Here is a 26496-nt window from a genome sequence, read left to right as displayed (position 1 = left end):
TTGTGGATTTGGGGGGCTAAACTATCAGGACATCCCCCCTAGCCCCCCTTTCTTATTCCTTAGTAAGGGGGGAAAGACTATACGCATATTTTAAACGGAAGTCTATCTTCCACCTACGGTGATGGAGTCAACTTTTATATGGGGTTGTCCTACGGTGACATAAATGCTACCGCTTACTGAGCCGCAGAATCCTGCAGCTAGTCCTAAGTCTTGGGATGACATGGAGATTTTTTTCATGATTTCTTTGGCTTCTCCGATGAGGGTTGCCCCTTTTAGGGGTTTGGTGATTTTGCCGTTTTCTACGAGGTAGGCTTCGTCAACACCGAAGTTAAATTCTCCAGTAGGCCCAACACTGCCTCCGCCCATTTTTTTACAGTATATTCCTTTGTCAACGGAGGAGAAGATATTATCTAAGGTGTATTCGCCAGGGGCTATGTAAGTGTTACGCATACGGGATGCAGCGGCGTAGCTGTAGTTACTTCTTCTGCCGCTACCCGTGCGGGGGTGTCCTGTGCGAATGGAACCGGCCCTATCGGCGATAAAGTTTTTGAGGATGCCGTTTTCGATAAGGAGGGTGCGTTGGGGGGGCATTCCTTCGTCGTCCATGTCGATGGTGCCGAAGGCTTTGTCGGATAGTCCTTCATCCCATGCGGTGAGATTTTCGTGGGCGATTTTTTCTCCTTTTTTGTCAATGAAGGGGGTACTTTTTCTTTCTATTTGGGTGGTTTCGAGCAGGTGTCCACAGGCTTCATGGAAGATTACTCCGCCGAATTGGTTTGCCATGATAATGGGATATTGTCCTGATTCGACGTAGTCGGCATAGAGCATTTTTCCTGCGGATTCGGCTACTTCCTCGGCTACATTTTGATAGTTCCATTGGCGTAGGAAGTCGGGGTTGCTGGTGTCTCCGTCTCTTTTACCAATGGAGGAGCGATTTTGTCCGTCGGCGCACAGGAGGTTATAGCCGACGGATTGGGCAAGTCTAATATCTCGGGCGAAGGTGCCATCGGTGGAGGCGACTAATACTTCTTGCCAGTCTCGGAAGTAGGCGGCACGGCGCGATCGCACTTTAGATGCTTTTTTTTCAATAAATTGATTAGCACTTAATAATACATCCCCCATTTCCTGCATATTACTGCACTGACTTAACCACATATCTTTATTTTTGAGAGTGGCATAGTCTCGGAATAGTTCAAGGTTAATTTCGGGAATAAAAGCAGAACCTTGGGGAATAGTTAATCCTAAGATAGAGAGAGCTTTTTCTAGGGCTTGTTTTAAACCGTTGAAGGTTAAATCATTGGTACTAACGTAACAGTCTGCTTTTCCTCTAAATACTCTTACCCCTGCCCCTGTGGCTAGTCTGGGGGTGATGCTGGTGATGGTGTCATCTTCGGCTAAGCAGTTGATATAGTTTGATTTTTCAAGGAAAAATTCTACAAAGTCTGCTCCTGCGGCTCTTCCCATTCCTAAAAGGGTTGATAGGGGTTGTTGCCATGAAATGTCGAAGCGATCGCCCTTGGGCTGATATGATAGGTTGGGTATTTCTTTGGAAATCAAGAGTGTTGGTGACATAGATTACTTTAACTGACTTTGTTACATACCATTATATAGTTACAGACTTATGAAAAAGTTGAGTTATAAGGGTAGAGCGTCTCGACTTCTTGGGAATTCTAATCATCAATTATCGATTATCCACTGTCAATTATTTACCCCCTTGTCAAAAGAGTCAGGTATATAAGATAATAGTAGATTGTGTATAAAATTACTGTTATAGTAACTATCAGCTAAAACCATGGCAAGTAAAAAAGGCGTTCGCATTATCATTACCATAGAGTGTACAGAGTGTCGTACAAATTCTGACAAACGCTCTAAAGGTGTGTCTCGTTACACCACTATGAAAAACAGACGTAACACCACTGGCAGAATGGAACTTAAAAAATTCTGTACTCACTGCAACAAGCACACTATCCACAAAGAAATTAAATAATTTAGTTTCTGAGTTTGTATTTTCCATAAGTAAATAGTAAGTATTAAAAAATTAGATTATGGCTTATTTTCGTAAAAGACTATCTCCCATTCCCACCAGTCAAGAAATTGACTATAAAGATTTAGAGTTGTTACACAAGTTTGTAACTGAAAGAGGCAAAATGTTGCCTCGTCGTATTACTGGTTTAACTGCCCATCAACAAAGAGAATTAACCAGAGAAGTTAAAAAAGCTCGTTTGTTGGCTTTATTACCCTTTATCAACGTGGAAGGTTAGTTTGTGGGTATTAGGTGTTAGGTTAATTTCTTCCAAAAAATTAGGGCATCTGCCCCAGTAGCTTGATAGTATTTTTTACGTCTTCCTGCTAGGGCGAAACCAAATTTTTCATATAGTGCGATCGCACTTTGATTGTGTTCACTAACTTCGAGGGTTGCTCTTTCTAACCCTTTTTCTTTTGCTTGTTTTAGTAACTCTTCTAATAACATTTTGCCTAATCCCTGTCTTTGAAAATCAGGATGAATGGCTAAAATGGTCACATGGGCTTCCCCTACAATTGCCCAAAAACAGCCTAAACCGATTATTCTTTCTTCATTTTTTATATCCGTGGTAATGATCAATAGGGTACTATTAGGGCTTTCTATTTCTCTTTTATAACCTTCTAAACTCCATAATCCACCGAAGCAAATTTGATCTAATTCGATAACTTCTGATAAATGTTGTTCGGTTAAGGGTTGCAGTTTTATGGTTGTTAATGACATGAATAGATGCTTTTTAATTCAATTATATTATTTATTAGTAAAGGCGATCGCCCCTAGATTTTTATCCCTATTCAATATTTTGAGTAACTTCGAGATAAATATGATCAAGATTGACAGGTTGACGGGTAATAGAAGTTAGATTTATGTGATCAAAATATTTTATTAATTCTTCCAAAGGTAAGATGGTAGGTAATAGAAAAGCTAAATCTCCTCCATAATAACGATGTTCAAAACCCTTTTCTTGAGCTTTGAGGATGGCTTTTTCTTCATCATCAGTTTTAATAATAATAATTTCTTGGGCCAAGACTTTTTTCCTTAGCTCTTTTAATGTTCCCTCCGCAATGATTTCACCGTTTTTGATGATCCCGATGCGATCGCACAGTTTCTGAGCTTCATCCAGTAGGTGAGTAGTCAAAAGAATAGTCATACCTTGCTCCTTTAAACTGGTAATAAGTTGCCAAACTTCGTATCTAGCCTCAATATCTAACCCCGTGGTAGGTTCATCCAAAATCAACAACTTAGGATTATGAATCAACGCCACAGCAATATTTAACCTTCTTTGCATACCCCCACTAAGGGTATCCACCGCACTATCTTTTCTATCTAATAAATTTACCCCCTGTAAACTGCTATGAATTGCTGATTTTAACTTAGTACCTTTTAAACCGTAAATTTTGCCAAAAAAAGAGAGGTTTTCAGCACAACTAAGGCTCGGGTATAATAAATTTTCTTGGGGAGCAACCCCTAACAAATACTTACTCCTTACCGATAAATTTTCACCATTAATGTTTACTAAGCCATCATCATAATTTAACAAGCCACAAATAATATTAATCGTAGTAGTTTTTCCTGCACCGTTGGCTCCCAATAAACCATATATTTCTCCTTTTTCAATATTGAGGTTTAAATCTTGTAAAACCGCTCTTTTGCCGAAAAACTTAGTTAAATTTTTTATTTGCAACATTATCAATCCGAGAAAATATACAATGAAATCATAGCGCCTGCTCTCACAAAAAAAAGCCAGTTGGATAGATTCCAACTAGCTCAAATGATTGAGAATACACTTTATTAGGTAAATTGTTGAGGATTACTGAAGAACTAACTTCACATTAGCATTCTGTAAACCACGTTGTTTAACCTCTTCAAGGGTTTTATTTACGGCATATTTTTGGTTGATAGAGTTAATTAACTCAGTTTGGTTGTGTTTTTTAGCAACGCCCCAAAGATCTGCAATCAAGTCGAAACTACCATCAGCATTACGAGACCAACCTAAATCATACTCGCCTTCTAATACGGCTACGATGTCGGCACGGAGACGTTGGCCATTATAGCCACGTACATCAGCATCAGTTTTTACGTTGATGCCGAGATCTCGCAAAGAGCTGGTGAGAATTTCAGCAGAAGAGATTTTGGTGCGTAGGGTGCTAAAATGAGACATGGATATTTCCTCCTAAGAGATTAAAGACAACTGTTTAAAAATGTGATACGATATGCACTTTGAGTGCTTTTGTTAAAACTGCTAGTGGATTACTAGCCTTTCCCGGAAGTGCGGGGGACTACTCCTCCCCCATCCGATGAAAGCCTTTAAAATTCCATACGCTGATACTCAGCGACGGAAGCTGAAGCAGGTCTGGCTCTTTTTCTAGCCCAGTCTCGTAGTGCTGTTACCTGTTCAGTCATGGTGCGGGATAGAGGCAGGGTGGATTTAATGGATGCAATGATGTCTAACTGGGTAAACTCCCGCTCTTGGGCGAAAGCCTCATACATCGCAGCGATTATCGCCTGTTCTATCTCGGCTCCAGAAAAACCTTCTGATACATTTGCTAGTTGCCCGAGATCAAATCTTTCGATGTCGTTTCTACGGTTGGTTAAATGTATCTTATATATAGCTTGTCGTTCTTGGGCGTTGGGCAAGTCCACGAAAAAGATTTCGTCAAATCTACCTTTACGTAAAAACTCACTGGGTAATCTTTCTATGCGGTTAGCAGTTGCCATGACAAATACTGGGGACGTTTTCTCCTGCATCCAAGTTAAAAATGAACCAAAGATACGACTAGATGTGCCACCATCGGAATCGGCGGAACCACCACTACCAGCAAAAGCTTTATCTAGTTCATCGATAAAGAGAATTGCAGGGGAGATTGATTCAGCGGTTTTGAGAGCATTACGAAGATTTGCTTCTGATTTGCCTACGGTAGAACCATCATAAACTCTGCCCATGTCTAACCTGAGAAGGGGTAAGCCCCATAATCTGGAGGTTGTTTTGGCAATCAAGGATTTACCACAACCAGGTACGCCCAAAATAAGCATCCCTTTGGGTTGAGGAAGTCCATACTCTCTGGCTCTGTCGGTGAAGGCATCGGAACGCTGGGTTAACCAATGTTTTAGCTCCTCTAGCCCCCCCACTGCCTCAATGGTCTTGTCTTCTTCTACATAGTCAAGGATTCCGTTACGACGGATTAGTTGCTTTTTCTCGGAGAGGACGATTTCTACTTCGTCTTCGGTGAGCTGTCCCGCTTTTACTTGAGCTTTCCGATAAACTTTTTGAGCTTCATCGATGGTTAAGCCAAGGGCTGCACGGAGCAATTTTTCTTTGACTTGGGGAAGAAGTTTTTTCTGGCGAGATTGCTGTAATGCTTTTTCTAATACTGCTTCTAACTCTGAGGATTGGGGTAAAGGAAAATCCAATACAACAACGTCTTTTTCGAGTTCGATGGGTATTTTGTGATAAGGCGACATCAAAATTATCGCTTTGTTTGTGCTTTTAAAGCTATAGATAGCATCTCTCAACCATCGGGTGACGGGGGGAGAGTCTAGGTAGGGATGTAAATCTTTGAATATATAAACCCCATCGTCCTTTTGTCTGACTACCCATTCAATGGCGGCTTCTGGTGAAACTGTGTTGTGTTGTACTCCCTGACGACCTTGGCTATTGCATTCTACAATGCCGTGAGTCACTGTCCACACAAAGACTCGGCTTTTTTGCTCTTTTGTTTCTTGATCCTGGGCGATACGAGCGATCGCACTTTCAGCCCTTTCTTCTTCAGAAGTAACCAAATAAATCAAAGGATATTGAGCTTTGATGAGAATGTTTAACTCTTCTTTCATGATGCCGAACCTCGATATTAGTTTCTCAGTGTACTCAAGTGTCCTAACAGGGAATTAACTCTTCTTGGTCAGATGAATCTTCTAACTGTACACCGTCGCCGATTAGAGGAAATTCCTCATCCACAACAGTGGGTTGATTTTTCAATGAGACCATTTCACCATCACGCATTAACATGGGAGTGTCACATTCTGGACATACATGGATTTGGTGAGTCTTACCATAACCTGCTTCGACCTCTTCCACTGTTTCAGGATGTTTTAGATAAAAGCTAACTGCCTTCTCAACTAATGCTGACATAGAGTCAGTGTCGATAGCTGCCTTAACTTTTAACTGTCTATGCAGGTTTGGTGGTAAATAGAGAGTAACTTTTTGCTTTTCTTGCATATTGGCTTATTTGATATGCCCAAGTGCTATATGAATTACTTTAACTATTTTCTTTTTTACTGTCAAGGCGTTATCCCATTTTAACAGCATTATTGTTACATTTCTTTACAGTTATTAGGTTATTTCAATGGATAAAAAACCTTCTAGGGTAGATATATCAAACATTTAGAGCATTTGCCTAATATTCAAAGCAAAAGTTTACATTACTCGTGTTTTACAAAAAAAGGGGCTGATGAATGTTATGCCCCAAAAAAAATATGTAAATAGTTAGATAAATTCTCAAAAATCTCGTTTTTCAATGCAAGGGCGGATTTCATTTAAATCCAAATAGCGGTCAGTGGCATTACGTAATTCTCTGGCAATCATCCCTTCTGTGGAAACCACTGTTATGTGGGTATTTTTGGAGCGTAAAAGCTCGATCGCCCTTTCAAAGTCACCATCACCGCTAAATAAAACAACTCGGTCGTATTGGTCAACGGTATTAAACATATCGACAACAATTTCTATATCAAGGTTAGCTTTTTGGGAAAATCGACCAGAACTATCATCATAATATTCCTTCAGTATTTTTGTTCGCACAGTATAACCCAAGCTAATCAAAGCATCTCGAAAACCCCGCTGATCTTGAGAATCCTTTAAACCCGTGTACCAAAAAGCATTGATTAACATAAATCCCGATTCTTCGGAAAAATAATCAATGACTTTACGAGGATCAAAAAACCAACCATTTTTTTGTTGAGCATAAAACATATTATTACCGTCAACAAATATAGAGATTCTATCTCGCAAACGATGGTTATTTATATTATTTACATAGTTATAGTGATTAGTATTATTTATTTCTGAATTAGGAGCAATTATAGTAGTTGAATTTACCTGTGGTTCTGGATTATACTCAGGTCTTGGTATTAGTTGAGGACGAGGATTAAGAATAGGATTTTCATTGGTTTCTAGTTTCAATTCGGGATCATTATCTGACTCGTTTTCCGAATCTTTATTTTGATTAACACCATTTAAATTAGTATAGTCATTAATACTATACTTTCCGTTATTGAAGTTAAAATTAGTCATAATAATTGTTTTTATAAATAAAGTTTTTAACCTTTTAAAGTTAAAATAATAATTTCTATAGCTGTTTTAAATAATTAAAAAAATAAACTTCTACAGTTTCTCAATATAGATATTTAAGTCTTAACAAATAATGATAGTCATATTTCTTACTAATTTGAGTGGATAAATATATTAGTTTCTATCCAAATTAAATTTATTTAGACCCATAAATTAGAAAAGATGACAAGTCATATTAAGCAAACCATTATTGATTTTTAAAAATTTTAGTCCTACTAGAAAAGGCAAAATATAGGATAAAAATAAAAGTCTAAAAGTTAAACTTTATTATTAATAACATAATATTTTTGCTTTATGTACGAGTTAGTATTCATAACAAAAGTTTCTAAGATTAATGAGTACAAAAAGACATAGCAAACTTAAAGCTGTAAATTTGCAATTAAATATTTGGCATGGTACTTTTTTTATTATTAAGTTTAGTTATTCATATTTGAACTGTATTAAGTACAACATTTTTTTATTTATAAAATAAATTTAGTTTTTGATCTAAGTAATAAATAAGTTAATGAAACAATATATATTGCTAAAAATAATAATTAAATTAGTAATATTTTATTTATTCAAAATCTATTTTTAATTAAGGTCCTGATAAAAATTAACCTCAATTATGAGAAATGAGATTTTCTGATTTTTGAAGATAGGAACACCAGTCGCTCCATCCTCCTGCATATAATTTACAGTTATGATAACCAATGGTTTCTAGGGCAAAAATGTTTACACAGGCAGTCACCCCTGAACCGCAGTAGGCGATTATTTCAGGATATTTTAGATATGCTTGCCAGATGGTTTCTAAGTCTAATTTGGATTTTAAAAATCCTTCTGGGGTGCTGTTTTGTTGCCAAAAAACATTATGACTATGGGGAATACTTCCTGCAATGGGATCTATGGGTTCTGTTTTTCCTAAATGGCGATCGCCCGAACGAGCATCAATGGTTGCTACGGTGGGGGATGTTTGAGCTTGTTTTACCTGCTGAATATCAACGGTTAAATCAAAGTTTGGCTCAGGAATAAATGAACCTTGACCATCAGAAGGAATAACGTTATCCGTTGGATAGTTAAGCTGTTGCCAATGATGCCAACCACCATCGAGAATGAAAACCTGATGATGTCCTAAAAAACGTAATAACCACCATAGACGAGCGCAGAAGGCAAAGCGAGAATCATCATAAACAACGACGGTTGTCTTGTTCTTAATAATGCCAATTTGCTCGAATTTGGTGGCTAATAATTTATTATCGGGTAAAGGATGCCTACCCCCATGGTCAGTAACTGTATTAGAAAGGTGATTATTTAAGTCTAAATAATAGGCATTTTTAATATGGCTGTGATTATATTGTTGATAACCCCAGTTAGCGTCTGGAAGACGAAAGCGACAGTCAATAATTTTGATGTCGGGATTGTTTAGGTTATCTTTGAGCCATTCTGCCGAGACTATGCTCTGATGTTGACCCATTTTTGTAAGTTAATAACAATTAGATAATTAGTTTAAATATAAATAGATAAATATATAGTGGGTTTTGTTTAATTTAACCCTATGACTATAGTAATGGATCTGTTAACAATGAACAATGGATAATTTCTGAGAAGGTGTGTCCCAAAGACTAAATATGTTCACTATCTTGATAATTAGCCGAGTATGATGAGTAGATAATTAACGATGATATTAATCTTATGAAAAAAAATATATTCTTATTATGGGCGATCGCCTCTTTTTGTGTATGGTCATTTAGTAGTTATGCCTTTAATACACCCACAGAAATATCTCAACAACAGATTTATCAACCTCCTAGGGGAGATGTAAGGCTGTTAGTTATCAGTGATTTAAATAGTGCCTATGGCTCTACGGAATATGAACAGGAAGTACATCAAGCCCTAAAATTAGTACCCTTCTGGGATCCTGATGTGGTTTTATCTGGGGGAGATATGATTGCAGGGCAAAAGGCTTCTCTCAGCAATGCTGAAGTAAAAGCGATGTGGAATGCCTTTGATGCTCAAATTGCCAAACCCCTGCGAGATTTAGACATACCCTTTGGTTTTACCATAGGCAATCACGATGGCTCAGGAAGTTTTAGTTCTCGGGAAAACAGATTTTTTCATCAAAGAGATCGAGATTTAGCAAAAGAGTATTGGCAAAATCATAATCCCAAGGTCAATTTTATTGATCGCACTCACTTTCCCTTTTACTATACCTTTATGGAAAAGGATATTTTCTTTTTGGTGTGGGATGCCTCTTTTCGTAATATTTCGTCTCAACAATTGACATGGGCAGGGGAAGCGTTGCAATCTCCTGTAGCTAAACAGGCTAAAATGCGCATTGCGATCGGGCATTTACCCCTTTATGGAGTTGCTACTGGTAGAGATAGAGAGGGAGAAGTATTGGATGAGGCAGAATTTTTGCAAAATTTCTTGGAATTAAATGATGTTCATACCTATATTAGTGGTCATCATCACGCTTATTATCCAGCTCACAAAAGAAATTTACAAATGTTACACGCTGGAGTATTGGGTGGGAGCGCTCGTCAATTAATAGCAGGAAACAGTCAGCCCATGAAAAATGTAACTGTTGTAGATATAAACTTTGATAATCCTGATTTAACCACTTATACCACCTATGATATGAAAACCCTAAAGATTATTAATAATAGTCAATTACCCCGTTTATTAATGGCTCATAACGGTATGATTCTCAGGAGAGATGTAAATGTTCAAAATTTATCTACCTCAGAAAAAAATGCTTGTCTAGCTAAATATCCTTTAAATCCATATACTTGCGAAAATTGATCTTGAATCTTCAATAAAAAACCCCTCTCTTTATTAAGAGAAGGGCTTTATTATCAAAACTAAGCTAATCTTAGAAAGTGAAAGTTGTTCTTAGAGTACCAATGAAGCTACTGTTGTTGGTTTGATCAGTGGAATCTACGTAAATGATCCCAGGAGTGATAGAAATATTATCGTTCACAGGATATTTGTAGAATGCTTCAATGTGGAAAGGTGTTGTATTTAAAGGACGCTCACCAACGGGATCAACAAAGTCTTGAGCTCTGGTGCTATAGGGTTGAACACCAGCAAAGATACCTAATACACTACCTTCTTTTGCAAGGTCTAAGAATGCAACACCACCACCATAGCTGTAAATGTTGTCGTTACAGTTACTATCTGGGCAAATGACAGGGTTATCAGTGGAAAGGTTAACATCAGTATAGTTAAAGAAACCACTGATACTTACTCTGGGGCTTAGACGGAAAGCGGTTTGAACACCAAAAGAATCACTTTCGTAATCCGAGAACTGACTTGCTGTAAGAACAGGATTGTTAGCAACCAAAGTTCCAGTAATGTCACCAAATAGAGGAGAACCAGCCTTATGGAAACCACGAACGTAGGTTAAGCCAAGGTCTAAGTTTTCACCAAAGCCGAAGTTTAATTGAGCTAAGGCTGAGTAATCTCCATCAAATAAACCAGCTCCGGGGCTAGGATCGTTACCATTACTTGCTAAATAACCAACAGTCAAGTTAGATCTTTGTCCGAAAGGAATTGATAAACCGGCACCTGCACCTGCACCAATTCTGTAGATAGGGCTAGAGGACGCGAAGGTAGATAATGCACCATTACCACCATCAAAATCTTCGAAGAAAGGGTTAGTAGTTGCGGCGTAGTCACTATGGATACCACCAGCTGCAGCGATAAAAGTTTGTATATCTCTGTCACCAACACTGATAGGAGCATAATAAGCTAACCAATCTAGGTCAACGTTATTTCCGTTTTCACCAAGGTTAAAAGTTTGATTTAAAGTACCACCAGCATCTCCAATGACAGAATTTCCGCCACTAAAGGTGGAAAGATTACCACCAGCTAAACGGGTAACGAGAGTATCTCTTCCAGTGAAGCTAGTTTCTAACGCTAGGCGAAATCTGTTACCGAAAACAGTTTGATTGTCATTGTCAGAACCAGTTAAAGCCATGATCACTTCACCATTTAGTTTGGTGGTGGTGGAGAACTGGTGATCTTCTAAGAAAGCCACTCTGCCTTCTAAGTTGTCAACTCTTGCACCTAGAGTGGCTAATTCTGTTTCAAATTCTGCAATTAATCTTCTGAGGGCTGCGATGTCTTCTTCACTAACACCACCAGTACCAATTAGTCTTTCGATGGATTGCATACAGGCGTTTAGACCAGCGGCAAATTCGTAACGACTTAAGGCACGATTTCCACGGAAGGTGCGATCGGGATAGCCAACAATACAACCATAACGTTCTACTAGGCTACGTAGTGCTTCATAAGCCCAATCTGTAGGGGAAACGTCACTGAGTTGGTTAACGGAAGTTACCTGACCTTGAGAATTAGAAACTCCTTCAGCATTGTATTGGTCTAATTGGTCAATAATTTCACTGTTGCTTTCAAAAGACTGAGAAACGGTAAAGTCTTCGTTAGCTTGAGCTTGAGCGTTTACGAGTAAACTGGCACCTAAAAGGGCTGGAGTTACTTTTAAAGATTTCCAAAAGATTTTTTTCATTGTTTTCCTCACACATTTTATATAGGACTTAAACTGAATCTTGTTTATCCTGAGTGCTATCCTAACACTAATTATATTTTTTTTCTACTAAAGTTGGGACTATTTGTTAAATTTCCTTAACTTTTCCTTAAACACAGAAGAAAATTGATTTTTTTATAATCTAAGTGTTTTTTGTAACAAATTTTCTAGGTTCATATTTGATTGATAACTAAGACCAGAGGTAGAAATGTTTTGTTCCCCACTAATATCATCATTTTCAGGGAAAAATATCCATCGACTGCCTTGAGGTAAAGAGGAAAGACTACTGAGATTATTAGACAGCCATACTAAAGGCTCAGGGGGAATTTGCACATCTTCCTTCTTTTCCATAGGCTGTATAGCGGCGAGCGCCTCCAGGACCACATGATTACCTTTTATGGTGTTAGTTTTAGGAGTCCATAACTTAACATCTAGTTGCTGACGACTACAATAAAAATACAAAGATGCCGTTGCAATTACTGCTTTTTCAAATAATTCTTGATTCCAAGATTGACTATTATCAAGACAAATAATTACTTCCTGTCCCCCTGTTATAGTTTCTAATTCCCTTACCTGTAGTTCACCAAAACGAGCACTACTACGCCAGTGGATAAGCCGTGGGGGATCTCCATATCGGTACTGTCTAATGGCTTTTGTAACTCCTTCAGTAGCATTCTGATATAGTTTTTCGCTCTGTTGTTGTTGAGTTTGCTCGTTGCCAATGTGATCGATGAGAGGACACTGTTTAAGAGGTAGAATCTGAGGATAGACGATCGCCCTTGCTTCTACATTACGTCTTTTTCGAGCATAAAATAAACCAATGGGAGCAGCACTTTTAATATCTAAACTATGCCAATGATAAATGCCTCTAATTTGAGCATTAGCATAATAGGTTATTTTTTTCGTTTCTTCGGGAGCAAGGCTTTCTATGGAGCTATGAACAGGTTTAGAGAGAGGAAATGGTAGGTGATCCACTATTTCCACAAAGTTTCGACCAGATTTGGTAGGATTTGTCACTGTTAACTCTATTAATAACTCATCTCCTGCACTAATCGGCTCTATGGGAAGACGTTTAATCTTCAATTTTTTAACCGTCTGGGAAGATATAAAAATATTTAACCCCGCCAAAGCCAATGAGGTGCCACTGAGTACATATAACCATCCAGCCATGGTATTGGTAGCTGCCCCAAAAAAACTCAGGGCGATGCCCAAAAGTACCCAACCACCATAAGACGGGCTAGGTAAGTGGTTTTGCCACCAATTACTAAAACCAGAAAAAGCATCTTTTGGGAGAAAAGACTTATGGCTAGAATTAAGATTCAACTTTTACTCCTCTCCAAAAAGCAACATAGTTTTTGATGTTTTCCGCTTTTTGTTTCGGTTGAGGATAATACCAAGCAGCATCTTTATTTTCCTCTCCATTTACCGCCACGGTGTAATAACTAGCTACTCCTTTCCAGCCACAGGTAGTATGGGTTTCCGTTGGTTTTAAATATTCTTGATTGATGCTGTCAGGGGGGAAATAATAATTACCTTCAACAATTTCGCAGTTTTCGCTTTGGGCGAGTATTGCCCCATTCCAAGTTGCTTTTGCCATTTCCCTATCCTATGTTCAATTATGTTCTAATATAGTTATATATATTATTAATGTTAACTATACATTTTCAATTATATACATCATGGAATTAATTATTTGTTTCGGACTAGCTGTGTCTGTCTTCAGTCTAGTAATAGCTTTGATTGTAGGTTTAGTCTCAGCACCCACTCCGATTTTGCTAGGTATTTTAGTCATTGGAATGATGTTTACTCAAAAATCCATTGATAAACTGACTACTTCTGATACTAATGTCGTCGAAGAAAAAAATAGAGAAAAAATAGAGAAAGTAGAGCTAGAAAAAACTGAAGGTAATGGTCTTTTTAGAAGTATGATATATCGAGGTTCAAATTATAATTCTCCTGAGCAAACCGCTCTTAATATCCCTAAAAAAAATATCCAATATCGTGGGGTAAAATCTAATCACAGTCCTTCTGATATTGTTTAAATATAATTTAAAACAAGAGAACTAAACGGGTTTTTAATTATTAATTCTCTCTTGTTTGTTTCTAGCCATTATTAGTTTTACAGTGGGCTATTTTTTGTAAAAATTCTTCCGTTAATTTATTAAAGGCTTTAGATGCCAAACAATTAGGGGCTGACATCACCACAGGCATAAACATATCTAAAGATTTAGCCACATTTACATCCATAGGAATATCTGTGGGAAACATTTTTTCTGAACTAAAATCTCGCTCTACTCTCCTTTTTACTTGAGAATAATAGCGATCGTAGCGTCCAAAAAGTCCTCCTTCTGATAATATGAATACGATACCCAGTAAATCTAGGTTAAGAGGGTTTATTTTGGCGTGTACCTTTTTTAGGTTTCTCACCCTTCTTTCTAATAGCTGTATTCCTACCAGTGAGAGCGGTTCAGGTCTTGCAGGTAATAAATAAAAGTCACTAGAGGCGATCGCACTTTTGGTCAGTAAATTATATCCTGGGGCGCAATCCATAATAATAAAATCATAATTAGGAGCGATAGGGCGAACAATTTGTTCTACTAATACCCTTTCAAAATTATTCCACACCTCATCAAAATTGTCCGTATTATCAGAATTAACAGACTTTTGGTGCATCATTTCCGATACCAAAAATTCGTCATATAATTCTATATCTCCTGGCAAAAGAGATAAATTTGCTAAACCACAAATAGAATCGGCGATAATATCTTCAATGGTTAATTTAGCATAGGGATTTGGTTGGATAATATTATCAATTAAATAAGCTAGAGTTTTTCTTTTTTTGCGTAACTTACTAAATTCTTGAGGTGCTAAAAGGCTTAAGGTGGCACTAATTTGGGAATCCAAATCTAACACCAAAACTTTCTTATTAAAATTTTTAGCTAAACAAGTAGCTAAGTTAACCGTCAAAGTAGTTTTACCCACTCCTCCCTTCATATTTACCGTGCTGATAATATAGCCCATAAAACCTTTATATTAAAACTTGAAAAATTGTCAAAAGACTTCTAAATTTACTTTTTAAAAAAGAAAAAACTTCCTTAATGATTATTAATTATTCCACCTCTTTTGTCAATTCTTCTACCATCCAACCTAGATAACGAGATGAGCCTTTCACAATAGGTAAAGCAATTATTTCCGGAATGTCATAGGAATGTGCCTCTTGAATCTTAGTAACAATCACATCAAATTTTGTTAAATCTGTTTTAATAATCAACTGCCATTCCTCGTCACAATTTAACTTATCTTCCCAAGTATAAACCGCCGTTACAGGGGAAAAACTGACACAGGCAGCTAATTGAGACTCAATCAATATGGATGCTATTTTATGAGCTTCTTCCTCGGATGAAGCACTAACCAAAATTACGCCTAAATCTTTAAATTTCATTATCTTCCTCTACCTTAAAATTTGTATTAAATAACTGACGTTACGCACTCATTTACAAGTTAAGTTTTATCTGTAAATTTTAACAAGGGGCTTAAGCCCCTTGCCCAACTCCTCCTAGCCCCTTGCCCAACTCCTAGCCCCTTACCCAGCACGTGTACAAACACAATATGAACATCCAACGTTTTTACCATCTTAAACTAATTATATTTCTGCGTAATATCAGTTAAATAATGATTCTAATTTATCTCTTAATAACCTTTCCCCAGATATACTACTATAAAATAATAAGTCTATTAATATTTTGAGAGCAATAACTGATTGATTTCTTTCCTCTTGTAAGTTATTTTGAAATATATCACTATCCCTTACCAGTTTATTAAAAGTATTAAGATAGCTTTGTACTATTCCATAATATTCTTTCTCGTCAGAGGTTTCTATTTGCTCCAAAAGAGAGACGGCACGATGAATTAATTCATCATTTTTTTTGATTATTTTGATGATAGATGTAATCACAAAGTTTATGTCTGTTTTGTTCTTAGGAAAAGTTGTTAATTTATGTTCAATATCTAAAGCTAATAAACCTGTATATATTAGTTGTAAATAGTTGTCTAATGAATTGTAAGTTTCTGGTGATATATTTTGTGGTTCAGTTGACATATAATTTAATGGTAAATAAATTGATTTTATCTCATCAATATAAAAAAATAATAAATATTTTTTGGCATTCCTTATATTAGTTTACCTATAGTTCATGGAAGAAATTATTATTAAATTATCTTGTAATACTAACTCTCGATATTTTAATGAAATTAGATGTTACATATACGATATTGTAACTTCAACTAATATTAAAGCATGGGAATTATGTAAAAAAAATATTGAGAAACCTTTTGTAGTGCTAGCAACACAACAAACTGCAGGAAAAGGACAAAGGGGTAATTCTTGGCAGTCTTCCTTGGGAGGATTGTATTTGACAGTGGTTTTGTCTCCTGAAATGGTGTTCACTAATATAAATCATTTAACTCTTTTTTGTGGCGTTGGTATTGCGGAGGAATTAAATAAATATAATGTGCCGATTCAAATTAAATGGTTAAATGATCTAATTTTGGATAATAAAAAAGTAGGGGGTATATTATCAGAAGTAAGTAGTCAAAATGGTATAATAAATAATGCTATTATTGGGGTAGGTATTAATTGGAAAAATCAAATATATTTAGATAATAGTGTTAGTATTGATAGTTATATAAAAAAGACTAAAAATTATTTAATTGATTCTTATAATGACCTATTAAATATAATCATAAAGGGCATTTTTACTGGCTATAATGATTATATTGAAAGAGGAGGACATATTTTTATAGATAAGTATAACCAATATTTAGTTTATCAAGGTAAACCTGTTATTTATCAAGGTATGGAAGGACTTGTCTTAGGGATAGATGAAAATGGTAATTTAATAGTTAAATTTTCTTCTAAGGGGGCTAGTAGTCGAGTGATATTTTCCCCTGTTGAATATGGAATTACTCCTTATAATGAAAGTGAAATAAGTAAAATTTTTGAGCGATTTACATAATATAATGATTAAGATTAAAAATGTTGATTTGGGATTGATCAAAACAGAAGCAATTTTACATTATCCTTATGAGTGTTGTGGTTTTTTGATAGGAAAAAAAGAGAAAGAAATTAAGGTAGTGGTTAGGGTAATTCCTACGGCTAATGATTGGGAAAGTCAACGGGATTTATTGAAGGAAGTCATGGATAAACCTGATTATGGCATGAAAGAAAATTTTGCGATCGCCCCTAAAACCATGCTACAAGTACAAAAAGAAGTAAGAAGGGAAAATCTGGATATTATCGGCATTTATCACTCCCACCCTAATCATCCTGCTATTCCTTCAGAGTTTGACAGGGCGATCGCATGGCAGGAATATTCTTATATAATTACTTCAGTGGTGGAAAAAGAAATAAAAGAATTATATTGTTGGCAACTAGAAGAAAATAGTCAATTTAAAGAAGAAACCATAATTATCGATCAATAAAAACAGAAAAATTGATTATTATAGTTTTGTGGTGTATGAGGAAGAGGAAATGAATAAATTAAGATTGAAAACGAAAATAAAATATCCTCCCTATGTTGATAGGATAATCTTTTTGGGGGCGACTACGTACCTAATCTTGGTTGGTGCTTGGCTGTATAGACAACACCGTCAATCAGTCATTATTGATAACCAAGCATTGGCAGAAACTAGCCAAGAAAATGTTAACTCCACACACAAAAACGTCGGAGATAATAATCCCTTATTAGAAAATTCCATAAACCTTAATCCTGGAGAAATTCCTCCCTTACCCTCTCAGAAAAATAATTTACCCCCAGAAATTTCTGCTCTACCAATTCCCACACCCCCTCCTTTACCCAGTGGCATAGATTTATCACCACCACCTTTGCTAGAGTCGAATATAAAAATTCCAGACCAAAATCCTCAATCTTTACCGACACCTCCTCCTCCGACTCCCATAAGCCCCATTCGTCCAGAAACTGTGCCAATTTTGAATGGAGATAGTTTACCACCACCGCCAACAAACTCTTCTGTTGATAATGGGGTAAGAAATTCATCGATAGATAGTCAGAAAAAAAATGGTTTAGTTGGTGTGATTCAACTACCAGATGGGGGCGGATTTGCCCTATTTAATGTTAATAATATCACCGAAAGAGTAGCGGTGGGAAGTGCGATCGCCTCTACGGGATGGACATTAGGGGGTATCTACGATAACGAAGTAATTATTAATCGTAATAGTCAATCATTGAGTTTACGGGTAGGGGAAAGTTTTTAACTTTTAAAGCTATTTTTTGTTTAAATGAACAAATCAGCACTTCCCCGAAACTACATAAAACCTCACCTCAGGTTAGTTTGGATTTAAATTTTAGGTTTTAGGCAAATGACAATGGGAAGTAGAGGTAATAACAACATAAGGTAATTAACTTTAATTATTATCTTTTGCCCCTTGCTCTAATTATCTACTATTCAATTCCCCAGTTAATTTAAAACCACCCCGTCAAGGATAGCCCCTTCAAAATTAGTATTATTAGTTTGGGCATCAATTAAATTCGCATTAGTAAGATTAGCCCTCATAAAATTAGACCATGATAACTTAGCTCCAGAAAAGTTTGCCTTGGTAAAATCAGCGCTACGTAAACTCACCCATGTCACCATGGCATCAGTTAAATTAGCACTATGAAAAATACCACTAGCAAAGTTACCTGCACTGAGGTTGGCATGGCTAAAATTGGCTTTACTAGCATTGATACCCACAGCATTAACGCTGTTTAATTGAGCAAAAGAAAGGTTTGCCCCTTCTAGGTTAGTATTGAGCAAAAGGGCATTGGTAAGGTTACACCCCTGTAGATTTGCCCCCTGTAGGTTTGCACCACTGAGGTTTGCCCTACTCAAGAGACAGTTTGTCATTTGAGCTTTACTAAGATTTGCGTCTTTGAGAATGGAATCATGGAGAAGGGCATAGATTAATTTTGATTCACTAAGGTTGGATTCTGTGAGGTTAGCCGCCCGTAAACTAGCTTCGGTAAGGTTGGATTTGGATAGGTTAGAATTGGTTAGATTAGATGTGATTAGGTTTATTCCTGTTAAATCACCTTGAATGGTGGCATTTTGAAGGTTAGCACCTTTGAGGTTAGTTTCAGTCAATGAGCAGTTAACAAACTCCACTCCGCTTAAGTCGGATTCTTTGAGGTTGGCACGACTTAAGTTTAAGTTACCCATAAAAACTTGACCGTGAAGATCTAATTTTTCAAAGTTAGTTTCTCCTTTTTCATATCTTTCTATTAATTCTTTAATGTCCATAGTGAATATTTTTGATATTAAATTAATTGGTTAATTAGATGATGAGCTATTTTTCGAGATGCCCCTTGATTGCCCATTCTTTTTTTTCCATTTTCGGCTACTAATTGCCAATAGTCTGGATTTTCTAAGGTTGTTTTAATCTTACTTACTATTTCTTCGGGTTTCTCTAGTAGTTGAATGGAATTTCCGAGGAGATAACTTTGATTTTGGGCAAATTTACGGTTAAATTGTGGTCCTTTACCCATAATTGCCATGGCACTTTTCCCCAATCCTACAAATTGTTCGGTAGCTGTTCCCGCCATTGCGATCGCCATGTCACCATAATGAAGACAATCGGCATAGGCACCCTGACTAATACTTAATTTACCTTGTTTTGCAATAAAATTCACTATTTTTTCATCTCTGATGGGAATGGCTGATTTAAGATTGTCTATCCTTTGCCACGGGGGGTTAAGGGCTTCTATAAATGGTTCAGAGGGCAAAGAAGGTGCGATCGCACTCAGGAACAAAAATTGATAATTAGTAGATTCTAAAAGATAATCCACGGCCTTGAGAATAAGTCGCCAATTATCTAGGGCTTCGGGCATTCTCGAACCAGGTAAAAGCACTATTTTTAAATGATCTTCATAGGGATCAAATTCTAGGTTAAAATGATGGTCTGCGATACCATCCATCATGGGATTACCCACATCAAAGGCATTAATCTTAAAGTTTTGGAGACTGTGGGCGGTAATGCTATCCCTCGGAAACACTCCCTTACATCGGGGATGACTCATCAACCATCTTTCCCAAGGATAAAAAACACTGCCAAAAAAACGATCCAAACCATTGGTATGGGGCAACCAACCCTTCTCATTTTTCCATAAATATTCTGATTTTGCCGTGGGTACAAAACTAAATTCTGCCCCACTCAACCAAGCAAAAATTAAGGGTAATATATCCCCCACTGCCAAGATTTTGCCCCCACCCTTTGCCCATTTTTTGACGGCTTTATGTTGAGCCATGGTAAGTTGTATTAAACCCTGTTTCATATCCCCTAACAGTTGTTTTTTGTCCATATAAACAAAACCCCCAGAAGGCATTTGTTTTACGGGGGCTATGATGGGTATATTTGCTTGACGATAAGCAAAACCCTCCCCTACCAAGGGCAAAGAGGCGATCGCCATTTCTGGCTCCATCAACTGTAATTCCTTAATAATTTTAACGGCGATGGTATCCTCTCCATGACCATTACTCAATACTAATAATTTCATTTATAGTCAAAATATGCTGATAGCTTATTAATATTAAGCATTTTTGAGAAAAAAGAAAAAAGAATCAAAAAATTGACAACCAACAAAGGACAATAGACAATGAAACTTCAAATAGTAGCACCGTTTTAAATCGGCCCTGTGTCTTCTTCTATCTAACGCAGAATAAATTATTGCTTATGAAAAACTAGCTATCACTCAATCTTTCAAAATCTATTATCAACCATGGAAATTTTAATTGTAGAAGACGAAAACGAAATCGCTCAACTAATAAACTCCTGCCTAACGAGAGAAGGATTCCATTGTAGTATCGTTTATGATGGCGTATCAGCCCTCGAAAAAGCGAAGGAAATACAGCCCGATTTAATCCTTTTAGACTTGATGTTACCCAAACTAGACGGGTTAGAAGTGTGTAACCGTTTGCGAAATCAACCCCTCGAAAAAGATCCCTATATTCTCATGTTAACCGCCAAAGGAGAAGAAATCGACCGCATCGTAGGGCTTTCTACAGGGGCAGATGATTATTTAGTAAAACCCTTTAGCACCAGAGAATTAGTGGCAAGGGTAAGGGCTTTGTTGCGTCGTAGTTTACGCCATGGGGCAATGCAACAGGCGCAAATATATCAGACTAGCCATTTTAGCGTCAATTTAGATGAACATACTGCCACAAGACAATTAGAGGGAGAAAAAATTGAGGAATTGGATTTAACAGCCCTTGAGTTTAATTTACTGTCCACCTTCGTCAGCTATCCTCATAAAGTGTGGAGTCGCACCCAATTAATTGATAAACTTTGGGGGGCAGATTTTTTTGGGGATGAGAGGGTTGTAGATACTCACATTCGCCGTTTACGTAAAAAGATTGAGATTAATCCAGCCCAGCCGATTTTTTTGAAAACGGTGGTGGGGATAGGATATAAATTTGAAGACTAAAAAACCCCCAAATAATTGAGGGTTTCGACAATAGTTTTTTTATTGCTAAATACTACTGAACAATAATTTTTCCGTTCATTCCAGCACCACGGTGAGGCTCACAATAGTAACTGTATTCCCCAGGCTCATCAAAAGTCGCCTCAAAGGATTCACCAGCGGCAAATGCTAAACCCTTATGGCTTAATGCTGCGGCATTAGGGGCAGAGCTATCAAATACTACGTTATGGGGGGCTAGTTTATTGTTTATCCATTTTACGGTGTCACCAGCTTGGATGGTTACTTCAGCAGGTTGGAAAGCCAACATTCCACTGTCTGCACCCATTTTAACTTCTACGGTGGCAGCATTAGCGGGGGCAGTTGCGGAGATTACTACCATCATGGCTAATACTAAGGAAGATAAAAATAATCCTATTTTCTTAAACATTTTTGCTTGTATTTTTTTTAAATGGTTCTTTATTACTTACGATCATAATATGAAGTTTGACCCGTTGTCAATTATTTGGGTTCAAATATTTTGCGGTTGATCGATTTAGATCCGAATTTTAGTTTAAATGGGCAGCGTCGCTGGTATGTTCAATTACTATCGGGGTTTTTTTCTTCGATATAAAATCTTTTTTTGTCGGTATCAAAAAAAATATCGTAACTTTCTAATTCTTGGGGGGTAGCTTTCAAAAAGTTATCGTACCCTGAGTGTTGGACAAAGCTCGTCTTTTTCAAAATTTGCCATACTTCGTGACGGGGTAAGTATTTTCTTTTTTCTTCGGGAATTATTTTACTAGGTTGTAGTGTTTTGCTATTTTTTGATTTTGATTTTCTTTGTTTATTTAGATGATTATTTTCTAATTCTTCTATTCTGGTAATTAACGGTGCGATCGCCCTTTGCACTATTTCATTAATTTGTTGCTCGTTATAATTTGATTCTGGAGTATTCTGGCAGTTATTTTTATTTGCTAAAAAGTCATCAATTAACGCATTTAATAATGAATTAAGACTGATTTGTTTATTCTGAGAAATATTAGTTAATTCCTCTAAATATACCGAATTAAGTTTTATTAATATCTCTACCTCATCAGAATAATTATTCATAAAAATAAATTTTTTTTAATACTTAATAACTGGTTTGGTTAACCATATAACGGGCTTCTTCATTTACTTCCATAGCTAATCTAAATAACTCTTGGGCAGTGTGTAAGCAGTCATAATCGTAACTCATTGTAAACCTTTGTAATTCCTCAATGGCATCACTAATATGATTTAGACAATAATAACAATTGGCCGCTACTCCAGCATATCGACGGGGATTTGGTTGAGATTTTAAAATAGATTTTCCCCGCTCATAATATCCTTGACAATTATCTAAATAATTACAAAAAATCGACATTAAATCATCATCAAAAGGATCTGCTGATAGTTCATCTAATTCATCTTCTAAAGGATTAATTATCTCCTCAATAAGATAGTTTAAAGGTGCATAAACATTATTTAACCATTCAAATTGAGATATATCTTGGGCTTGGTGCGATCGCCTTTCGGCGTGATAATATTGGGAAGCAGATTCACTTTTAGATTGTCGATAATTAACCGAATTATATTGTTTATTTGCTAAAGTGCGATCATAATTCAAGCGATTTTTTTGATCTCCCAACACCTCATAAGCCGCATTAATCTTGATAATTTCCTCATGATTAGCCGTTTCCTCTTGGCTATCAGGATGATACTTCTTCACCAAGCGACGGTAAGCCCGTTTAACTTCTTCGGCAGAAGCAGAAGATTGTATTTCTAAAATTTGGTAATAGTCCATAAAAGGAAATCTCAATAAAGTGTCAGGAAATCAATTTAAAATAATTAGACTTCAATAAAAAAATCCCGTAATAGGCAATAGTAAAAACAACAATTAAACACCCAAATATTCAAGTGTCAATTATTAAAAGTCTTTAAACAAAGGAGTACTAAGATAACGTTCGCCAAAACTAGGTTGAATCATCACAATAATTTTATCCTTATTTTCTGGTCTTTGAGCCAATTTTATGGAGGCAGCCAGCGCAGCCCCAGTGGAAATACCTGAGAGGATACCTTCCTCCCTTGCCAACCTTCTACCATAATTAATCGCCTCATCATCGGTGACAGTAATCACCTCATCAATCAAATCAACCCTCAAAACCTCTGGAATAAATCCAGCCCCAATTCCTTGTATTTTGTGAGAACCTGGTTTATTTCCCGAAATTACAGCACTATTCACAGGTTCTACTGCAATAGTTTTAAATTCTGGCTTTTTGCTCTTAATTACTTCACTAATACCTGTAATTGTTCCTCCAGTACCTACCCCCGCCACCAAAAAATCAACTTTTCCATCAGTATCTTCCCAAATTTCAAGGGCAGTAGAAAGACGATGAATTTCAGGATTCGCAGGGTTATTAAACTGTTGCAACATATAAGCATGGGGCATGATTTCCACAATTTCCTGTGCCCTAGAAATACAACCACGCATCCCCAAACTACCAGGGGTTAACTCCAATTTTGCCCCAAAAGCCCTCAACATAGATCTTCTTTCCTCACTCATGGTTTCAGGCATAGTTAAAATTAATTGATAACCTTTGGCGGCTGCTGCCATGGCAAGGGCTATTCCTGTATTTCCAGAAGTCGGCTCAACTAAAATAGTTTCATTTGGGGTAATGAGTCCAGCTTTTTCCGCCGCATTTATCATGTTTACCCCAATTCTATCTTTTACCGAAGCTGATGGGTTCATTCCTTCTAGTTTTACCAATATATCTGCCCCACATCCTTCTGCTTGGGGAATACGGTTTAATCTCACTAAAGGAGTTTTGCCAATTAATTCGGTAATATTTTGAGCGACTTTCATCTTTTTTTTACTTATGATCCAGTGGTATCTACATTATTGATCATACCGAGAACTGTAACTTATACCAATTATTCATAAACTTAAATTCTCACAAAATCATTACTGATTATCCTTGACGTAATTTCTGTCTCCCTAAATTTACCTAACTTCACCTAGAATTAAACAAAAAGTTAGAATTTAGATTAAGATATTGTCTTGATTGTTATAAAATTTCGGAGTTAATCGCAAAATGGGGTTTTTTGATCGTTTTTCTGAATCTCAAGACATGGGCATTGACTTAGGCACAGCCAATACCTTAATTTATGTACCAGGCAAAGATATTGTCTTAAATGAGCCTTCTGTGATTGCTGTAGATATAGAAAAACAAGTCACTGTTGCTGTGGGAGAAAGTGCTAGAAATATGTTAGGGCGCACCCCTGCCTCTATAAAAACTATCCGTCCTCTCAAGGATGGGGTGATTACGGATGTGAAGGTTACGGAGATGATGCTGAGGGAGTTTATCAGGAAGGTTAAGGGTAATAATTCGTTAAGTCGTTCTCGTATTATTATTGGTGTACCCAGTGGTATTACTTCTGTGGAAAGAAAAGCAGTGGAGGAGGCCATGGAAAGTTCAGGCTCTGGGGGCATTGAGAATATAGAATTTATTGATGAACCTATTGCGGCTGCCATTGGGGCTGGTTTGCCTGTGGAGGAGGCTGTGGGTAGTATGATTGTGGATATTGGTGGTGGTACTACGGAAGTGGCGGTATTGAGTTATCAGGGTATTGTTTATAGTGATTCTGTGCGGGTTGCGGGGGATGAAATTAGTGATTCTATTGTCCGTCATCTCAAGAAGGTTTATAACCTTATTATTGGCGAGCGCACCGCAGAACAAATTAAGATAGAATTAGGTTCGGCCTATCCTGGTGATCATGATCAGAAGGAAATGGAAATCAGGGGTTTATATATGGTAAGTGGTTTACCCAAAACTGTTACTATCTCCTCTGAGGAAATTAGGGGTTGTATTTCTGAGCCTGTGGGGGTTATCGTTGAGGCTATCAAGAAAACCCTAGAAAGGACTCCTCCTGAGTTGGCGGGGGATATTATTGATAGGGGAATCATGCTCGCAGGTGGTGGTGCTTTGTTGCGAGGCATTGATAGTTTAATTACTAATGAAACGGGTATCATTACTCACATTGCCCCTAATCCTTTGCAGTGTGTTGTTTATGGTACTGGTAAGGTTTTGGAAGATTATGACAGGTTGGCAAGGGCTAGTCGCAAAAGATCTTAATTTACTTAAAAACTCTATTTTTGATTTTCTTTATTTGCTAAATAGCTATTTTTATATAGTTATTTGTTACTATATAACAAACAATTTGTTCATTGTTTAAATAAAATTTTTACATAGTTTTAAGTATAGAAAATATTTAAATATACAAAGTGAAAATATGTTTTAGGTTGATTTAAATTATTTTTTGTGATAGATAGTTTAGGTTTTAATTGTTACTAAATTTAATGGTATTGTGAGAATAATTCGGCGTTGGTGGCTCAAAAAAGGTAGTCAATTTATATGGAGTTTGGTGGCTTTGGCGATCGCATTTGCATTTTATCAAACCCAAGGGGCATTAATAAATGAAGTCCTTTATGGTGCATCTTCTATTTTCCGTTATGACATTAGTGTAGAACAAGAAAGGCTATATGGCGATCGCCTTGTACAACAATTGGAAAACGAAATTAACCAATTGCAAATCCAAAATAGACAATTAAGGGAAATAGTAGATTATAAAAACCAAAATCCAAACAACATAGTAACGGCGAGAATTATCGGCAGAAGCCCCGATTCTTGGTGGCAAATTGTTACCATTGATGCTGGGGCAAATCAAGGCATCGAAGAGAATAATCCCGTTATGGCCATTGGTGGCTTGGTAGGAAGAATTACCCAAGTTACTCCCAATACCAGCCGAGTATTGCTCATTAGTGATTATAATAGCCGTGTGGGCGCTACCCTTAACCGCACTGGTTATCAAGGTTTTATCAAAGGGCAATCTACCCAAATCGGCATTATGGAATTTTACGAAAAAGTAACTGATGTGGAGGAAGGAGATTTGATTACTACTTCTAATCTAAGCACTCTTTTCCCCCCTGATATTCCCATCGGTAAAGTTGTTTCTCTTAATATTAACCGTAGCCCAGCCCCCGAAGCAGAGATAGAATTTACTGCCCCCGTGGACTTTCTAAACTGGGTAATGGTAATGACTAATTAAGAATTAAGAATTAAGAATTAAGAAT

General features: G+C 36.9%; 30 protein-coding genes. 10 read left to right on the top strand and 20 right to left on the bottom strand.

Annotated features, from left to right (window positions below):
* Positions 1 to 102 precede the first annotated feature (102 nt).
* Positions 103 to 1572 carry a TldD/PmbA family protein gene (locus A5482_RS14120; RefSeq protein ID WP_069790928.1) on the bottom strand — a complete coding sequence of 490 codons (1470 nt, stop codon included), beginning with the start codon at positions 1570 to 1572 and terminating at the stop codon, positions 103 to 105.
* Between the two features lie 220 nt (positions 1573 to 1792).
* On the opposite strand from A5482_RS14120, the gene rpmG reads away from it, so the two are divergent.
* The gene (gene rpmG, locus A5482_RS14115; RefSeq protein WP_071891713.1) at positions 1793 to 1987 is read left to right on the top strand and encodes a 50S ribosomal protein L33; all 195 of its coding nucleotides are present in this window, start codon (positions 1793 to 1795) and stop codon (positions 1985 to 1987) included.
* A 58-nt stretch (positions 1988 to 2045) separates the two neighbouring features.
* Positions 2046 to 2261, top strand: coding sequence for a 30S ribosomal protein S18 (gene rpsR, locus A5482_RS14110; RefSeq protein ID WP_069790927.1), 216 nt, complete (start codon positions 2046 to 2048; stop codon positions 2259 to 2261).
* 17 nt (positions 2262 to 2278) lie between these two features.
* On the opposite strand, the gene rimI is transcribed toward rpsR, so the two are convergent.
* The 7 genes from rimI to A5482_RS14075 all read right to left on the bottom strand — a co-directional run bounded on the left by rimI (position 2279) and on the right by A5482_RS14075 (position 8817).
* Complete coding sequence (gene rimI / locus A5482_RS14105) at positions 2279 to 2743, bottom strand: ribosomal protein S18-alanine N-acetyltransferase (RefSeq protein ID WP_069790926.1); 465 nt, start codon at positions 2741 to 2743, stop codon at positions 2279 to 2281.
* 67 nt (positions 2744 to 2810) lie between these two features.
* A complete protein-coding gene (locus A5482_RS14100; protein ID WP_069790925.1) occupies positions 2811 to 3707 on the bottom strand; it encodes an ABC transporter ATP-binding protein in 897 nt (298 codons plus the stop codon).
* Positions 3708 to 3830: 123 nt separating this feature from the next.
* Entirely contained in the window at positions 3831 to 4181 is a 351-nt protein-coding gene (locus tag A5482_RS14095; protein WP_069790924.1) for a DUF1257 domain-containing protein, read from the bottom strand.
* Positions 4182 to 4327: 146 nt separating this feature from the next.
* Entirely contained in the window at positions 4328 to 5851 is a 1524-nt protein-coding gene (gene ycf46, locus A5482_RS14090; protein WP_069790923.1) for a stress-responsive protein Ycf46, read from the bottom strand.
* A 43-nt stretch (positions 5852 to 5894) separates the two neighbouring features.
* Positions 5895 to 6236, bottom strand: coding sequence for a ribbon-helix-helix domain-containing protein (locus A5482_RS14085; RefSeq protein ID WP_069790922.1), 342 nt, complete (start codon positions 6234 to 6236; stop codon positions 5895 to 5897).
* 279 nt (positions 6237 to 6515) lie between these two features.
* Positions 6516 to 7040, bottom strand: a complete 525-nt coding sequence (locus A5482_RS14080; protein WP_069790930.1) for a LabA-like NYN domain-containing protein — start codon at positions 7038 to 7040, stop codon at positions 6516 to 6518.
* 925 nt (positions 7041 to 7965) lie between these two features.
* Positions 7966 to 8817 (bottom strand): sulfurtransferase, encoded by an 852-nt coding sequence (locus tag A5482_RS14075; protein ID WP_069790921.1) that lies wholly within the window; start codon positions 8815 to 8817, stop codon positions 7966 to 7968.
* Positions 8818 to 9035: 218 nt separating this feature from the next.
* On the opposite strand from A5482_RS14075, the gene A5482_RS14070 reads away from it, so the two are divergent.
* Positions 9036 to 10145: a metallophosphoesterase family protein gene (locus A5482_RS14070; RefSeq protein WP_069790920.1), complete on the top strand. Its 1110-nt coding sequence runs from the start codon at positions 9036 to 9038 to the stop codon at positions 10143 to 10145.
* A 70-nt stretch (positions 10146 to 10215) separates the two neighbouring features.
* Here A5482_RS14070 and A5482_RS14065 read toward each other — a convergent pair whose 3' ends face one another.
* From A5482_RS14065 to A5482_RS14055, 3 genes are all read right to left on the bottom strand, one after another.
* Entirely contained in the window at positions 10216 to 11871 is a 1656-nt protein-coding gene (locus A5482_RS14065) for an iron uptake porin (protein ID WP_069790919.1), read from the bottom strand.
* A gap of 153 nt (positions 11872 to 12024) precedes the next feature.
* Positions 12025 to 13212, bottom strand: a complete 1188-nt coding sequence (locus tag A5482_RS14060) for a DUF58 domain-containing protein (RefSeq protein ID WP_069790918.1) — start codon at positions 13210 to 13212, stop codon at positions 12025 to 12027.
* Positions 13202 to 13486 (bottom strand): DUF427 domain-containing protein, encoded by a 285-nt coding sequence (locus tag A5482_RS14055; protein WP_069790917.1) that lies wholly within the window; start codon positions 13484 to 13486, stop codon positions 13202 to 13204. Before A5482_RS14055 ends, A5482_RS14060 begins: the two co-directional genes overlap by 11 nt.
* Positions 13487 to 13568: 82 nt before the next feature.
* On the opposite strand from A5482_RS14055, the gene A5482_RS14050 reads away from it, so the two are divergent.
* Positions 13569 to 13931: a hypothetical protein gene (locus A5482_RS14050; protein WP_069790916.1), complete on the top strand. Its 363-nt coding sequence runs from the start codon at positions 13569 to 13571 to the stop codon at positions 13929 to 13931.
* A 61-nt stretch (positions 13932 to 13992) separates the two neighbouring features.
* Here the strand turns inward: A5482_RS14050 and A5482_RS14045 are convergent, their stop codons facing one another.
* The 3 genes from A5482_RS14045 to A5482_RS14035 all read right to left on the bottom strand — a co-directional run bounded on the left by A5482_RS14045 (position 13993) and on the right by A5482_RS14035 (position 15988).
* Complete coding sequence (locus tag A5482_RS14045) at positions 13993 to 14910, bottom strand: ParA family protein (protein ID WP_069790915.1); 918 nt, start codon at positions 14908 to 14910, stop codon at positions 13993 to 13995.
* A gap of 88 nt (positions 14911 to 14998) precedes the next feature.
* The gene (cutA, locus tag A5482_RS14040) at positions 14999 to 15331 is read right to left on the bottom strand and encodes a divalent-cation tolerance protein CutA (RefSeq protein ID WP_069790914.1); all 333 of its coding nucleotides are present in this window, start codon (positions 15329 to 15331) and stop codon (positions 14999 to 15001) included.
* Between the two features lie 219 nt (positions 15332 to 15550).
* The gene (locus A5482_RS14035) at positions 15551 to 15988 is read right to left on the bottom strand and encodes a DUF3038 domain-containing protein (protein WP_069790913.1); all 438 of its coding nucleotides are present in this window, start codon (positions 15986 to 15988) and stop codon (positions 15551 to 15553) included.
* 94 nt (positions 15989 to 16082) lie between these two features.
* On the opposite strand from A5482_RS14035, the gene A5482_RS14030 reads away from it, so the two are divergent.
* Genes A5482_RS14030 through A5482_RS14020 form a run of 3 tightly spaced genes read left to right on the top strand, consistent with a single transcriptional unit; the run spans position 16083 to position 18163 of the window.
* On the top strand, positions 16083 to 16904 hold the full coding sequence (locus A5482_RS14030) for a biotin--[acetyl-CoA-carboxylase] ligase (RefSeq protein WP_069790912.1): 822 nt from the start codon (positions 16083 to 16085) through the stop codon (positions 16902 to 16904).
* A 4-nt stretch (positions 16905 to 16908) separates the two neighbouring features.
* Complete coding sequence (locus A5482_RS14025) at positions 16909 to 17370, top strand: M67 family metallopeptidase (protein WP_069790911.1); 462 nt, start codon at positions 16909 to 16911, stop codon at positions 17368 to 17370.
* A gap of 49 nt (positions 17371 to 17419) precedes the next feature.
* Positions 17420 to 18163 (top strand): hypothetical protein, encoded by a 744-nt coding sequence (locus A5482_RS14020; protein ID WP_141712679.1) that lies wholly within the window; start codon positions 17420 to 17422, stop codon positions 18161 to 18163.
* Positions 18164 to 18366: 203 nt separating this feature from the next.
* Here A5482_RS14020 and A5482_RS14015 read toward each other — a convergent pair whose 3' ends face one another.
* Positions 18367 to 19188, bottom strand: coding sequence for a pentapeptide repeat-containing protein (locus A5482_RS14015; RefSeq protein ID WP_069790909.1), 822 nt, complete (start codon positions 19186 to 19188; stop codon positions 18367 to 18369).
* A gap of 17 nt (positions 19189 to 19205) precedes the next feature.
* The gene (locus tag A5482_RS14010; RefSeq protein ID WP_069790908.1) at positions 19206 to 20441 is read right to left on the bottom strand and encodes a lipid-A-disaccharide synthase-related protein; all 1236 of its coding nucleotides are present in this window, start codon (positions 20439 to 20441) and stop codon (positions 19206 to 19208) included.
* Positions 20442 to 20663: 222 nt separating this feature from the next.
* Here A5482_RS14010 and A5482_RS14005 point away from each other — a divergent pair, with 222 nt between their 5' ends.
* Positions 20664 to 21368 carry a response regulator transcription factor gene (locus A5482_RS14005; RefSeq protein ID WP_069790907.1) on the top strand — a complete coding sequence of 235 codons (705 nt, stop codon included), beginning with the start codon at positions 20664 to 20666 and terminating at the stop codon, positions 21366 to 21368.
* 52 nt (positions 21369 to 21420) lie between these two features.
* On the opposite strand, the gene petE is transcribed toward A5482_RS14005, so the two are convergent.
* The 4 genes from petE to cysK all read right to left on the bottom strand — a co-directional run bounded on the left by petE (position 21421) and on the right by cysK (position 24228).
* Entirely contained in the window at positions 21421 to 21792 is a 372-nt protein-coding gene (petE, locus tag A5482_RS14000; RefSeq protein WP_069790906.1) for a plastocyanin, read from the bottom strand.
* A 149-nt stretch (positions 21793 to 21941) separates the two neighbouring features.
* On the bottom strand, positions 21942 to 22454 hold the full coding sequence (locus A5482_RS13995) for a hypothetical protein (RefSeq protein ID WP_069790905.1): 513 nt from the start codon (positions 22452 to 22454) through the stop codon (positions 21942 to 21944).
* Positions 22455 to 22476: 22 nt separating this feature from the next.
* The gene (locus tag A5482_RS13990; protein ID WP_069790904.1) at positions 22477 to 23169 is read right to left on the bottom strand and encodes a DnaJ domain-containing protein; all 693 of its coding nucleotides are present in this window, start codon (positions 23167 to 23169) and stop codon (positions 22477 to 22479) included.
* Positions 23170 to 23292: 123 nt separating this feature from the next.
* Complete coding sequence (cysK, locus tag A5482_RS13985; RefSeq protein WP_069790903.1) at positions 23293 to 24228, bottom strand: cysteine synthase A; 936 nt, start codon at positions 24226 to 24228, stop codon at positions 23293 to 23295.
* 229 nt (positions 24229 to 24457) lie between these two features.
* Between cysK and A5482_RS13980 the strand changes: the two genes are divergently transcribed.
* Both A5482_RS13980 and mreC read left to right on the top strand, forming a co-directional pair.
* Entirely contained in the window at positions 24458 to 25498 is a 1041-nt protein-coding gene (locus A5482_RS13980) for a rod shape-determining protein (protein WP_069790902.1), read from the top strand.
* Between the two features lie 232 nt (positions 25499 to 25730).
* Positions 25731 to 26471, top strand: a complete 741-nt coding sequence (gene mreC, locus A5482_RS13975; RefSeq protein ID WP_069790901.1) for a rod shape-determining protein MreC — start codon at positions 25731 to 25733, stop codon at positions 26469 to 26471.
* Positions 26472 to 26496: the final 25 nt, after the last annotated feature.

This window comes from Cyanobacterium sp. IPPAS B-1200 (assembly GCF_001747005.2).
GTDB lineage: Bacteria > Cyanobacteriota > Cyanobacteriia > Cyanobacteriales > Cyanobacteriaceae > Cyanobacterium.
This window is presented reverse-complemented; position numbering and strand designations above follow the sequence as displayed.

Coding starts and splice junctions, on each gene's coding strand:
- A5482_RS14035 (WP_069790913.1), bottom strand. CDS start 15,988: ATGTCAACTGAACCACAAAATATATCACCAGAAACTTACAATTCATTA.
- A5482_RS14025 (WP_069790911.1), top strand. CDS start 16,909: ATGATTAAGATTAAAAATGTTGATTTGGGATTGATCAAAACAGAAGCA.
- rpsR (WP_069790927.1), top strand. CDS start 2,046: ATGGCTTATTTTCGTAAAAGACTATCTCCCATTCCCACCAGTCAAGAA.
- A5482_RS14045 (WP_069790915.1), bottom strand. CDS start 14,910: ATGGGCTATATTATCAGCACGGTAAATATGAAGGGAGGAGTGGGTAAA.
- A5482_RS14070 (WP_069790920.1), top strand. CDS start 9,036: ATGAAAAAAAATATATTCTTATTATGGGCGATCGCCTCTTTTTGTGTA.
- cysK (WP_069790903.1), bottom strand. CDS start 24,228: ATGAAAGTCGCTCAAAATATTACCGAATTAATTGGCAAAACTCCTTTA.
- A5482_RS14085 (WP_069790922.1), bottom strand. CDS start 6,236: ATGCAAGAAAAGCAAAAAGTTACTCTCTATTTACCACCAAACCTGCAT.
- A5482_RS14120 (WP_069790928.1), bottom strand. CDS start 1,572: ATGTCACCAACACTCTTGATTTCCAAAGAAATACCCAACCTATCATAT.
- A5482_RS14050 (WP_069790916.1), top strand. CDS start 13,569: ATGGAATTAATTATTTGTTTCGGACTAGCTGTGTCTGTCTTCAGTCTA.
- A5482_RS14005 (WP_069790907.1), top strand. CDS start 20,664: ATGGAAATTTTAATTGTAGAAGACGAAAACGAAATCGCTCAACTAATA.
- A5482_RS14020 (WP_141712679.1), top strand. CDS start 17,420: ATGAATAAATTAAGATTGAAAACGAAAATAAAATATCCTCCCTATGTT.
- rpmG (WP_071891713.1), top strand. CDS start 1,793: ATGGCAAGTAAAAAAGGCGTTCGCATTATCATTACCATAGAGTGTACA.
- ycf46 (WP_069790923.1), bottom strand. CDS start 5,851: ATGAAAGAAGAGTTAAACATTCTCATCAAAGCTCAATATCCTTTGATT.
- A5482_RS13990 (WP_069790904.1), bottom strand. CDS start 23,169: ATGGACTATTACCAAATTTTAGAAATACAATCTTCTGCTTCTGCCGAA.
- A5482_RS14065 (WP_069790919.1), bottom strand. CDS start 11,871: ATGAAAAAAATCTTTTGGAAATCTTTAAAAGTAACTCCAGCCCTTTTA.
- A5482_RS14075 (WP_069790921.1), bottom strand. CDS start 8,817: ATGGGTCAACATCAGAGCATAGTCTCGGCAGAATGGCTCAAAGATAAC.
- petE (WP_069790906.1), bottom strand. CDS start 21,792: ATGTTTAAGAAAATAGGATTATTTTTATCTTCCTTAGTATTAGCCATG.
- A5482_RS14095 (WP_069790924.1), bottom strand. CDS start 4,181: ATGTCTCATTTTAGCACCCTACGCACCAAAATCTCTTCTGCTGAAATT.
- A5482_RS14100 (WP_069790925.1), bottom strand. CDS start 3,707: ATGTTGCAAATAAAAAATTTAACTAAGTTTTTCGGCAAAAGAGCGGTT.
- A5482_RS14030 (WP_069790912.1), top strand. CDS start 16,083: ATGGAAGAAATTATTATTAAATTATCTTGTAATACTAACTCTCGATAT.
- A5482_RS13980 (WP_069790902.1), top strand. CDS start 24,458: ATGGGGTTTTTTGATCGTTTTTCTGAATCTCAAGACATGGGCATTGAC.
- A5482_RS14015 (WP_069790909.1), bottom strand. CDS start 19,188: ATGGACATTAAAGAATTAATAGAAAGATATGAAAAAGGAGAAACTAAC.
- A5482_RS14055 (WP_069790917.1), bottom strand. CDS start 13,486: ATGGCAAAAGCAACTTGGAATGGGGCAATACTCGCCCAAAGCGAAAAC.
- A5482_RS13995 (WP_069790905.1), bottom strand. CDS start 22,454: ATGAATAATTATTCTGATGAGGTAGAGATATTAATAAAACTTAATTCG.
- cutA (WP_069790914.1), bottom strand. CDS start 15,331: ATGAAATTTAAAGATTTAGGCGTAATTTTGGTTAGTGCTTCATCCGAG.
- A5482_RS14010 (WP_069790908.1), bottom strand. CDS start 20,441: ATGAAATTATTAGTATTGAGTAATGGTCATGGAGAGGATACCATCGCC.
- rimI (WP_069790926.1), bottom strand. CDS start 2,743: ATGTCATTAACAACCATAAAACTGCAACCCTTAACCGAACAACATTTA.